Source organism: Streptomyces sp. NPDC060209 (assembly GCF_042728155.1).
In the GTDB taxonomy this organism is placed as follows: Bacteria; Actinomycetota; Actinomycetes; order Streptomycetales; family Streptomycetaceae; genus Streptomyces.
In genome coordinates this window covers 1-10,337 of sequence record NZ_JBHWZS010000311.1, presented here as the reverse complement: position 1 = coordinate 10,337, position 10,337 = coordinate 1, and the positions used below count along the sequence as shown (strand labels likewise).

7 protein-coding genes are annotated in these 10,337 nt (G+C 72.0%); 4 read left to right on the top strand and 3 right to left on the bottom strand.

Annotated elements, in window-relative coordinates; genetic code table 11:
* The first annotated feature begins 140 nt into the window (after positions 1–140).
* The gene (locus ACFWFI_RS36060) at positions 141–2,096 is read left to right on the top strand and encodes a SpoIIE family protein phosphatase (RefSeq protein ID WP_387398776.1); all 1,956 of its coding nucleotides are present in this window, start codon (positions 141–143) and stop codon (positions 2,094–2,096) included.
* Between the two features lie 11 nt (positions 2,097–2,107).
* The gene (gene hemW / locus ACFWFI_RS36055; protein ID WP_387398774.1) at positions 2,108–3,340 is read left to right on the top strand and encodes a radical SAM family heme chaperone HemW; all 1,233 of its coding nucleotides are present in this window, start codon (positions 2,108–2,110) and stop codon (positions 3,338–3,340) included.
* Between the two features lie 70 nt (positions 3,341–3,410).
* Here hemW and ACFWFI_RS36050 read toward each other — a convergent pair whose 3' ends face one another.
* The 3 genes from ACFWFI_RS36050 to ACFWFI_RS36040 form a co-directional block, all read right to left on the bottom strand.
* Positions 3,411–6,296, bottom strand: a complete 2,886-nt coding sequence (locus tag ACFWFI_RS36050; protein ID WP_387398772.1) for an ABC transporter substrate-binding protein — start codon at positions 6,294–6,296, stop codon at positions 3,411–3,413.
* 120 nt (positions 6,297–6,416) lie between these two features.
* On the bottom strand, positions 6,417–7,235 hold the full coding sequence (locus ACFWFI_RS36045; protein WP_387398770.1) for a DUF3097 domain-containing protein: 819 nt from the start codon (positions 7,233–7,235) through the stop codon (positions 6,417–6,419).
* 25 nt (positions 7,236–7,260) lie between these two features.
* A complete protein-coding gene (locus ACFWFI_RS36040) occupies positions 7,261–7,983 on the bottom strand; it encodes an MBL fold metallo-hydrolase (protein WP_387398767.1) in 723 nt (240 codons plus the stop codon).
* Positions 7,984–8,149: 166 nt separating this feature from the next.
* Here ACFWFI_RS36040 and hrcA point away from each other — a divergent pair, with 166 nt between their 5' ends.
* Positions 8,150–9,166, top strand: a complete 1,017-nt coding sequence (hrcA, locus tag ACFWFI_RS36035) for a heat-inducible transcriptional repressor HrcA (protein WP_387398765.1) — start codon at positions 8,150–8,152, stop codon at positions 9,164–9,166.
* The gene (gene dnaJ, locus ACFWFI_RS36030) at positions 9,167–10,303 is read left to right on the top strand and encodes a molecular chaperone DnaJ (RefSeq protein ID WP_329211207.1); all 1,137 of its coding nucleotides are present in this window, start codon (positions 9,167–9,169) and stop codon (positions 10,301–10,303) included.
* Positions 10,304–10,337 lie beyond the last annotated feature (34 nt).

Here is a 10,337-nt window from a genome sequence, read left to right as displayed (position 1 = left end):
GTGCGGGAGCACCCACCGGCCCCGGCTCGTTCCGGTTCCGCTCCGGCAACTTCCGTCACTCGGCGCTTATGGGTACGCCCGGTCTGTCACTCTGTCGGGATACGTCAGCGGCGTTTCGCGAGACTGTCAGGAGCCGCACCGTGGGGCCCATTCCCTTGCAGCGGGACATCGTCCAGCGTCCCGGCACCGTCGTCGCCGGCCCGGGCGACGATCCGCGTCCGGTCGCCCGCACGAGCCTGCCCGGAATCCCGCAGGCCTCGGCCGCGGCCCGCAGATTCGTCCGGGCAGCGCTCGCCGACTGGACGGGTCTCGGCCTGCCCTCCACCGGTGAATTCGGCGAACGGCTGACCGACGACGCGCTGACCGTGGCCAGCGAACTGGTCACCAACGCGGTCGTGCACGCCGGTACGACGGTCGAGCTGCTCATCAGGCTGGAGGACTCGGCCGGGCCCGAGCCGGCCGCGCTGGTGCTGGAGATCACCGACCACCATCCCGCCCGGTCGGTGCGCGACGGCCGTGCCGAGCGGCCCGACCCCGCCGAGTACGGCCGGGGGCTTCAGCTCGTCGCCACCCTCGCCGAATCCTGGGGCATCACCTACCGCACCGGACTCAAGACCGTCTGGGCGCGCCTCCCCGGCGACGACCGCTACGGACTGCCCGACACCCCGGCCGCCGACGACGCCACCCGCAGGCGTGGTCTGCGCGCCGGCGGGATCCTCACCCCTGCGGCCGGGCACGCCGCACGCGACGACGCGGGCTGGGCAGGGCGCGGCGGGCTCTCCTTCCTCGCCGAGGCCTCCGGCCTGCTGGCGGGCCAGCTCGACGAGGACCAAGTGGCCTCGATAGCGGGCCGGCTCCTGGTGCCACGGCTCGCCGACTGGTGTGCGATATGGCTGGAGAGCGAGGGCGGCGGCCCGGCGGCCGTTCCCAGGCTGGCGGGTGTCTGGCACAGCGACGAGGCGCGGACCGCGCTGCTGCGCCCCGCGCTGGAGAAGGAGCCGCTCCGCTTACCCGGAAGCGTCGGTACCGGCCCCGTACCCATGCCGTGGCCGGGAGGCGCCGCGGCGGCGCGCGGGGACGGGACGGGCGCCGCGCTCGCCCACCGCATCATCTCGGGCGGCCGCACCCTCGGCGCCGTCCTCGTGGGCCGCGAGGGCGCCGACCACATTCCCGACGCGGTCGCCGCCCTCCTCGCGGACTTCGTACGCCGGGTGGGCCTCGCCGTGGGCGCCGCCCGCGCCTACACCCGCCAGGCCACCATCAGCCGCATCCTGCAGCGCGGCCTGCTGCCCAGCAAGGTCGCCGAGATACCCGGAGTCACCAGTGCCCTGGTGTACGAGCCGGGGGACGACGGCGTGGTCGGAGGCGACTTCTACGACCTCTTCCCGTGCCCCGGCGGCCGCTGGTGCTTCGTGCTCGGAGACGTCCAGGGCAGCGGCCCCGAGGCCGCCGTCGTCACCGGCCTCGCCCGGCCCTGGCTGCGCCTGCTGTCCCGGGAGGGCTTCCGCGTCGGAGAGGTCCTCGACCGGCTCAACCGGCTCCTCCTGGACGACGCCATGGAGGCGGCCGAGGCCGCCGCCCTCATGGTCGCGGCGGCGGGCGGTCAGCAGCTCCAGGGCGGCGAGCAGATCCAGGACGGCTACCAGTCCCGCTTCCTCTCCCTGCTGTACGGCGACCTCGTGCCACTCCCGGACGGCGGTGTGCGCTGCACGGTGGCGAGCGCCGGCCATCCGCTCCCGCTCCTGCTGCGACCCGACGGCTCCGTACGCCCCGCCGCCGAGCCGCAGGTGCTGCTCGGAGTCGTCGAGGATGTGGCGTACGGCAGCCAGAGCTTCGACCTGGCACCGGGTGACAGCCTCCTCTGCGTCACCGACGGGGTGACGGAGCGGCGCTCGGGGCGGCTGATGTTCGACGACGGCGACGGCCTCGCGAAGGTCCTGGCGGGCTGCGCGGGGCTTCCGGCCGCCGGGATAGCCGACCGGATCAAGCGGGCCGTCCACGCCTTCGCCGAGCGCCCGCCCGACGACGACCTGGCCCTGATGGTGATCCAGGTCGACGGACACGCGGATGTGCGGGACAGCTCCGCCGGCGAGTGACAATGGACGGTATGCCTTCCGTACTGCCCGATGGTGAGCCCGTGCCCGACGACGGGGCGCTGCCCCGCCATGCCCTGGAAGGCGCCGCCGGCCGGCCGCTCGGCTTCTACCTGCACGTGCCCTACTGCGCCACCCGCTGCGGCTACTGCGACTTCAACACCTACACCGCGACCGAGCTGCGCGGTTCCGGCGGCGCCCTGGCGTCCCGGGACAACTACGCGGCCCATCTGGTCGAGGAGGTCCGCCAGGCCCGCAAGGTGCTCGGCGACGACCCCCGTCCGGTCCGCACGGTCTTCGTCGGAGGCGGTACGCCGACGCTGCTGCCCGCCGCGGACCTCGTCCGGATGCTCGCGGCGATCCGTGAGGAGTTCGGGCTGGCGGAGGACGCGGAGATCACCACGGAGGCCAATCCGGAATCCGTCGATCCGGCGTATCTCGCGGCGCTGCGGGAGGGCGGCTTCAACCGTGTCTCCTTCGGCATGCAGAGCGCCCGGCAGCACGTCCTGAAGGTCCTGGACCGTACCCACACGCCCGGCAGGCCCGAGGCCTGTGTCGCCGAGGCCCGTGAGGCCGGCTTCGAACACGTCAATCTCGACCTGATCTACGGGACACCGGGTGAGTCCGACGACGACTGGCGGGCCTCCCTGGAAGCGGCGATCGGCGCCGGGCCCGACCATGTGTCGGCGTACGCGCTGATCGTCGAGGAGGGGACCCAGCTCGCCCGCCGTATCCGACGGGGCGAGGTCCCGATGACGGACGACGACGTCCACGCCGACCGCTATCTGATCGCCGACGAGGCGATGGCGGCCGCGGGCTTCTCCTGGTACGAGGTGTCGAACTGGTCCCGTACGCCCGAGGGCCGCTGCCTGCACAACGAGCTGTACTGGCGCGGGGCCGACTGGTGGGGCGCCGGACCGGGGGCGCACAGCCACGTCGGCGGGGTGCGCTGGTGGAACGTCAAGCACCCCGGGGCCTACGCGCAGGCCCTGGCCGAGGGCCGCTCGCCCGGGGCCGGCCGCGAGGTGCTCGGCGACGAGGACCGGCGGGTCGAGCGCATTCTGCTGGAGCTGCGGCTCGTCGAGGGCTGCCCGCTTTCACTGCTCGCCCCCGCGGGCCTCGCGGCGGCCGGCCGCGCGGTGACGGACGGGCTGCTGGAGCCCGGACCTTACGGTGAGGGACGCGCGGTCCTCACACTGCGGGGCCGGCTGCTGGCCGACGCCGTGGTGCGGGACCTGGTGGACTGAGGCCCCGCACCGGCCCGTGCACCCTCGAAGGGCCGCGCAGGGGGAGGCTTCTACGGCCCCTGGAGAGCCCTCAGGGCACCGGACAGTCCGCACGGGTGAGCGCCGCCCCGCCACCCGCCGCCCGGCCGCACACGATGCGGCTCCGCGCGTCCGGCCCCGGGCGCGTGACCTCGACGACGTTCAGGCCGTGCACCTTCTGGTCGGCGTAGGGAGTCGTCCCCCGGAAGGTGATGGTCCCGGTCGGCATGTCGTGCAGGGCCACCGAGTACAGCGTCGCCCAGGTCTCCGCCGCGCTCTGCGGAGTGTCGCTGCGGGTCGCCGCGGCGTAGAGGGCCGCCGTCGCCTGGTAGGAGATGACGATCTGCCCGCTGGCGAACATCTGGTCCTCGTACGGGCGCTCCTTCGGCAGAGCGGGCAGCTGCTGCCCTTCGGGGAGCAGCGACTCCAGCGTCTTGCGGGAGTCCTCGTAGAACGCCCGGCCGCCGCCCTGGCTCATCGGCGCGAGCGCGCCGTAGTAGAGCGTGACCTTGTCCGCGAGCTTCGTCGAGTCGTCGAAACGCGCTTTGGCCAGGTCGTCGCCGGTGAAGACCGTGATGGCCTTGTCCGAGCAGCCGGCCGTCTGCCCGAGTCCGGACATCAGTGTGTTGACGTCCTCGACCCGGCCGGCGAAGTACAGGGCGTCGGGTACGCGCTCCGCCCCGCAGATCGAGTGCAGGGGCGCGTCGAGATTGGCCGATCCGCCGTCCTTGGACAAGGAGTACCGGGTGTCGGCGGCCAGGGCGAAGCCGGATTCCTTCAGCATCTCCAGGCCGACCCTGCGCTGCTCGGTGGTGTAGCGGTCCTTGTCCTCGTTGCCCACCTTCCTGGACAGGACGACGGCCTGCGGATCGTCCAGCCGGTCCGCCAGCTGGCCGGCGATCAGCCCGACGGCGTCCGCCTGCTCCTCGTCGGTCGCGGCGAGGCCGAAGTAGTTCGGGAACTCGCGGGCCAGGTCGCTGCCGGAGTTCGTGGTGTCCACCACGGGCAGTCCGGCGCGCTGGAGGAGTCCGGTGGCCTTCGCGCTGTCCGTGGTGTTCCGGCCGAGGCCCACCACGCCTACGACGGAGGAGTCCCGCCGGGCGACCTCGATGATCTTCTTGACCGCCGTCGTCTGCCGCAGCATGTCCTGGCCGCCGTTGGCCGTCAGGACCCGGAGCTTGACGGAACGATTCGCCGTGTCGTTGACGAACCGCTGGTGGAGGTAGACGCCGGTCAGCTCCTCCAAGCCCTTGCGGGTGTCCTCCTTGTTCGTGTCGGTGCCGGTGAGCGGGCCCGCGTAGACGACGGTGACGTGCGGCGCGTCCGGCTGGATCCCCGCGTTCTGCTCCCGTATCGCCTGTTCGATCCGCTCGAAGGTGACGCCCTTGCCCACCCCGTTCAGCTGCAGGGCGTTCCCCTCGGCGAAGCGCACCTCGGAGGCGGTCGCCACCCCGACGCACTCCTTGGTGCCCCCGGGACCGGCCACTCTGACCGCGTCCGTGCTGCGGCCGACGAGCGGGCCGTAGCAGTACGTCTCCTTCCAGTGCTGGCTCCACAGGAAGGTCCCCAGCAGCGCGCCGACCAGCACGAGCGTGACGGTCCTGCCCGACATCACCCACCAGGCCCAGGTCCGCCGGACCCGGTGGGTGACGAGCTGGAGATAGGCGTGCTCGTGGGTCAGCTGCTCGGTGGGGAGGGGCAGCCGCAGCACCCAGGCCAGCGACACGGCCGCCGCGGGAGCCTGGCCGACGCTCAGGTCCTCGACCCAGCTCTCGTACCGTGCGCGGGCTCCCGAGCCGGCGCCGGCGTTCGCGGGCGGCTCCGGAGGCAGCGGCGGGGTGTGCCGCATGATCCGGTCGGCCGGCAGGGAGGCCAGGAGCAGCAGCGGATCGACCTCGCTGCGCCGCGAGCGCACGTTGTTGATGGCGTTGATCAGAAGGACGCCGCCGTTGTCCTGTGTGGCCGTGGGAAGGAACACCACCGGCGGAACGGTGCGCTTGCTGCGCCGCCAGTCCAGGGCGTGCGCCCGGTAGCTGTCCAGCAGGTCCTCCAGCAGCGCCTGGACCCGCAGTTCCAGGTGGAACTGGCGCGCGTGCTCGTCGCCGGCCCCCGCGTCGGCCACCCGCTCCGCGACAGCGGCGGCCCGCGCCCGGATCACTCGCCAGGAACCGCTGGGGGAGAAACGCGACCAGCCGTCGGACGGATACGCGGTGCTCGACGCCGCCAGGGACGACGTGGTCGCGAGCCATCGGCTGGCCGGGCGCAGCCAGAGCAGCGGCGGCGCAGCCCTCGTCATCAGCCGCACGACCGCCAGGCCGAACAGGGCCGCGGCCGCCACCAGGGCGGTCAGCACCCAGCCGATCTCGCCCAGCAGCACGCTGAGCACGGCGATGAAGACGGCCCCCAGGAAGGTCTCCGGACGGACCGAGGCGCGGAGCGAGTCCCACCAGTTGTTGCGCCCCGACCGGCTGGCCCGCCAGCGCAGGCTGCCCAGCTGTTCCAGGATCCGTTCGTCGCGCTCACGGGCACCACCCCAGTCCGGCTGCGCGACGACCGTCGCAGTGGCCTGCTCGATGGCGGCGAGCAGCCGGGAGCGGGGAAAGGTGAAGGGCTTGTACTGCGAGGCGCCCCGGGTCTCCCAGGGCCGCTCGGTGAGGGTGCGGACCATGGACAGCGCCGCCTCGTACGGGGTGGCGCCGCCGGCGTCGAGGAGTTTCACCGGGACCCGGCGCAGCTGGTTCGCCCGGTGGACCTGGCAGACGATCTGCTGGACCCTGCCGTCGATCTCCGGGCCGGCGGCAGCGTCCTGTGCCTGCGCCACGACCAGGGGCATCACCGGCCGGTTGACCCGGTACTGGTCGATCAGCTGCTGCATGAGGTGGAAGACGGCGGAGGCCGCCTCGTTCTCCGCACTGTCCCGCCACACTTCGCGCGTCATCCGCCCCCGTGCCTTCCCCTGAGCCCGGCCCTGCCGTCATCCCTCAATAACGGATGGTCAGTGTGCGGCGCAGGTGTTCACGGGGATCGGTACCGGATCCTCCTCAACGGTCCCGGGACATCAGGCAGGAAGGGTGACGAAGTCGATCAATTCCTCGACACGGCCCAGAAGTTGGGGTTCCAGGTCCTTGTACGAGCCGACCTTCGAGAGGATGTGCTGCCAGGCCGCGCCCGTGTTCTCCGGCCAGCCCAGCGCACGGCACACGCCCGTCTTCCAGTCCTGGCCGCGCGGTACCACCGGCCACCCGGGGATGCCGACGGACGACGGCTTCACGGCCTCCCAGACGTCGATGTACGGATGTCCCACCACCAACACGTGCGCGTCGGTGACCTGAGCGGCGATCCGGGACTCCTTGGAACCGGGCACCAGATGGTCGACCAGGACACCGAGCCGGGCGTCCGGACCGGGCGCGAACTCCCGCACGATCGCCGGGAGGTCGTCGACGCCCTCCAGGTACTCCACCACCACGCCCTCGATGCGCAGGTCGTCGCCCCAGACCCGCTCGACGAGTTCGGCGTCGTGCCGCCCCTCCACATAGATCCGGCCCGCCCGCGCCACCCGTGCCCGCGCCCCGGGGACCGCCACCGAGCCGGAGGCCGTACGTGAGGGGCGGACCGGGCCGCCGGCCGACGGGCGCACGAGCGTGACGACCCTGCCCTCCAGCAGGAAGCCGCGCGGCTCCATCGGGAAGACCCGGTGCTTGCCGAAGCGGTCCTCCAGCGTGACCGTCGGTCCCTGGGCCGTCCTCTCGCAGCGGATCACCGCCCCGCAGAAGCCGCTGACGGCCTCCTCGACGACCAGATCGGGCTCGGCGGGTACCTCGGGGGCGGGGGCGGACTTCTTCCACGGCGGAGTCAGATCCGGCTGGTAGCTGCGCATGGCACGACGATAAACGGGGGCCCGTTCACGACACGCCGAAGCGGGCGGCCAGTTGATCACGCTGTGCCCGTACGAACGCCGCGTCCACGACCGCCCCGTGCCCCGGCACGTACAGCGCGTCCTCGCCGCCCAGCTCCAGGAGCCGGTCCAGCGCGGCCGGCCAGTGCGTGGGGACCGCGTCCCGGCCCGCCTGCGGTTCGCCGGACTCCTCGACCAGGTCGCCGCAGAGCACCACGACGGGGGAGCCCGGCACCAGCACCGCGAGATCGTGACCGCTGTGACCGGGGCCCACATTGGCCAGCAGCACCTGGAATCCGTCGCCGAGGTCGAGCGTCCACTCGCCGCTCACCTGATGCCGCGGGGCCACCAGCGCGTCCGTGGCCGCCGTGGCGTCCGCCTCACTCATTCCGTGCCGCAGCGCGTCCGCGCGGAGTTCCCCGGCCCCCCGCGCCAGCAGATCCGCCGTGCCGACCGCTCCGTAGACCTCCGCCCCGGAGAAGGCAGCGGTGCCCAGCACATGGTCGAAGTGCGGATGGCTCAGTGCGATATGCGTCACCCTCCGGCCCAGCAGGCCCTCCGCCTGGGTCCGCAGCTCGACGCCCTCCCGGAGCGTCGAACCCGTGTCGTAGAGCAGCACGCCGTCCGCCCCGGCCACCAGCGCGGCCGTCGCGTCCCAGACGGGCAGGCGTCGCCGCCCCGTACCGTTGCCCAACCGCTCCCAGCCGAACTCTTCCCAAGAGACGTCCATACGGCGACGCTATCGGCAACGACCTGCGCAGTCCCGCGACGGCATGGCCGGTCGCCCTTGCCCCGGCCCCACCCCGCCCCCGTACACTGACCGGGGGGGATTGCTGGCACTCGAACGCACAGAGTGCCAGGCAGACGCCGAAGAACCACAGCTGGAGGTGTGCGCGGTGCTCAGCGAACGCAGACTCGAAGTGCTGCGCGCCATCGTCCAGGACTATGTCGGCACCGAGGAGCCCGTCGGCTCCAAGGCGCTCACGGAGCGGCACAGCCTCGGGGTCTCCCCGGCGACTGTCCGCAACGACATGGCGGTACTGGAGGACGAGGGTTTCATCGCTCAGCCGCACACGAGTGCGGGGCGCATTCCGACGGACAAGGGCTACCGGCTCTTCGTCGACAAGCTCGCGGGCGTCAAGCCCCTGTCGTCGCCGGAGCGCCGGGCAATTCAGAATTTCCTCGACGGCGCGGTCGACCTCGACGACGTCGTGAGCCGCACGGTCCGGCTGCTCGCCCAGCTGACCAGACAGGTCGCCGTCGTGCAGTACCCCTCGCTGACCCGGTCGACGGTCCGGCACGTGGAGCTGCTGTCGCTGGCTCCGGCCCGGCTGATGCTCGTGCTGATCACGGACACGGGCCGGGTCGAACAGCGTATGATCGATTGCCCTGCACCGTTCGGTGACACGTCACTGGCCGATCTGAGGGCCCGGCTGAACAGCCGGGTCGTCGGACGACGCTTCGCGGACGTCCCGCGGCTGGTGCAGGACCTGCCGGAGTCCTTCGAATCCGAGGACCGGGGAACCGTGTCGACGGTGCTCTCCGTCCTTCTCGAGACTCTGGTCGAAGAGACGGAGGAGCGGCTGATCATCGGCGGCACCTCCAACCTCACCCGCTTCGGGCACGACTTCCCTGTGATGATCCGGCCGGTGCTGGAGGCATTGGAGGAGCAGGTCGTGCTGCTGAAGCTGCTCGGTGAGGCAACGGATTCGGGCATGACCGTACGGATCGGGCACGAGAACGCCCACGAGGGCCTCAACTCCACGTCCGTCGTCGCGGTCGGCTACGGTTCGGGCGACGAGGCAGTCGCCAAACTCGGCGTGGTCGGACCGACCCGCATGGACTACCCCGGAACGATGGGAGCGGTACGCGCAGTGGCACGTTACGTCGGACAGATCCTGGCGGAGTCGTAAGTGGCCACGGACTACTACGCCGTACTCGGCGTGCGCCGCGACGCATCTCAGGACGAGATCAAGAAGGCATTCCGTCGGCTCGCACGCGAGCTGCACCCGGATGTCAACCCGGATCCGAAGACCCAGGAGCGGTTCAAGGAGATCAACGCCGCTTACGAGGTGCTGTCGGACCCGCAGAAGAAGCAGGTCTACGACCTCGGCGGCGACCCGCTGTCCGCCTCCGGCGGCGGTGGCGCGGGCGGATTCGGACAGGGTGGCTTCGGCAACTTCTCCGACATCATGGACGCGTTCTTCGGTACGGCGTCGCAGCGCGGACCCCGTTCGCGCACCCGGCGCGGCCAGGACGCGATGATCCGCCTGGAGATCGACCTCTCCGAAGCGGCCTTCGGCACGACCAAGGACATCCAGGTCGACACCGCGGTCGTCTGTACGACCTGCAGTGGCGAGGGCGCCGCACCCGGCACCTCCGCGCAGACCTGTGACATGTGCCGCGGCCGTGGCGAGGTCTCCCAGGTCACCAGGTCCTTCCTCGGCCAGGTCATGACCTCGCGGCCCTGCCCCCAGTGCCAGGGCTTCGGCACGGTCGTGCCGACCCCGTGCCCCGAGTGCGCCGGTGACGGCCGCATCCGCTCGCGGCGCACCCTCACCGTGAAGATCCCCGCCGGTGTCGACAACGGCACCCGGATCCAGCTCGCGGGCGAGGGCGAGGTCGGCCCCGGCGGCGGCCCCGCCGGCGACCTGTACGTCGAGATCCACGAGCTGTCGCACGCCGTGTTCCAACGCCGCGGCGACGATCTGCACTGCACGGTCACCATCCCGATGACCGCCGCGGCGCTGGGCACCCAGGTGCCGCTGGAGACGCTCGACGGTCTGGAGGAGATCGACATCCGGCCGGGCACCCAGTCCGGCCAGTCGGTCCCGCTGCACGGGCGCGGCATCACGCACCTGCGCGGTGGCGGGCGCGGCGACCTGATCGTGCATGTCGAGGTCATGACCCCGACGAAGATGGATCCCGAGCAGGAGCGCCTCCTGCGGGAGCTGTCCAAGCTGCGCGGCGAGGAGCGGCCCACGGGCCAGTTCCAGCCGGGACAGCAGGGTCTCTTCTCCCGCCTGAAGGACGCCTTCAACGGTCGCTGAGCCTTGTCACAGCACCGCCCGCCGGTCCCGTACC

Coding starts and splice junctions, on each gene's coding strand:
- hemW (WP_387398774.1), top strand. CDS start 2,108: ATGCCTTCCGTACTGCCCGATGGTGAGCCCGTGCCCGACGACGGGGCG.
- ACFWFI_RS36050 (WP_387398772.1), bottom strand. CDS start 6,296: ATGACGCGCGAAGTGTGGCGGGACAGTGCGGAGAACGAGGCGGCCTCC.
- ACFWFI_RS36045 (WP_387398770.1), bottom strand. CDS start 7,235: ATGCGCAGCTACCAGCCGGATCTGACTCCGCCGTGGAAGAAGTCCGCC.
- ACFWFI_RS36040 (WP_387398767.1), bottom strand. CDS start 7,983: ATGGACGTCTCTTGGGAAGAGTTCGGCTGGGAGCGGTTGGGCAACGGT.